This is a genomic window from Vibrio sp. 10N.222.48.A3 (genome assembly GCF_041475345.1).
GTDB classification, from domain to species: Bacteria; Pseudomonadota; Gammaproteobacteria; order Enterobacterales; family Vibrionaceae; genus Vibrio; species Vibrio tasmaniensis_A.
Window position 1 is genome coordinate 1 of the sequence record NZ_JBFRVX010001500.1, and the last position, 653, is coordinate 653.

General features: G+C 43.5%; 1 protein-coding gene. It reads right to left on the reverse strand.

From position 1 onward, the window contains the following. The coding region (locus AB4653_RS27390) for a FimV/HubP family polar landmark protein (protein WP_372105815.1) at positions 1 to 653 on the reverse strand (653 nt) is incomplete at both ends.

Consider the following 653-nt stretch of genomic DNA (forward strand, 5'->3'; position numbering starts at 1 on the left):
TGATAAGACCAAGTAGAAGGCCTGGAATAACCGCAAGAGCAGTAACTAACCAGCCATTTGATAACAATTGATCCATGGCACTTGGAGCCATTTTTGCAATCTCAGCGTTCTTTCTACGCTCTTCATCAAGCAGCTTTTCCACTTCGCTACGAATGCGGTCTTCATCACTAAGTTCTGTTTTTAGCTCATCCACTTCCAATTGAACATTCGACAACATCAGACGAAGTTGATGGTTTTTCTCTTCAAGTGACAATAGCTCAGTTTCTGAAAGCTCTAGCTGTTTCTCTAACTTATTCACCTCTCGGGTTGGAGCCGATTGAGCTTGAGATGATTGAGTTGGAGACAATGGCTTTTTAGCGGCTTCAGTAGTGCTTACTTGCTTAGCAAGAGCAACATTTTTTGCATCAGAACTCGACGCTTTTGGTTTTGAAGCGACAGGCTTACTTGCAGGAGCATCGAGCTTAGCAAGGTGCGTATTCATGATGTTAACGGCTTGCTGTGTAGAACTTGCACGTGCTTGCTCTAAAGAAGGCACTCGTAAATTACTGGCAGGCAGCAAGCTGTGGATATTCTGGTTTTCAAACGCTTGTGGATTTAGACGATAAATAGCCAACAAGGTTTGCTGAACTGAAACGGAATTATCAGGGCGTAAC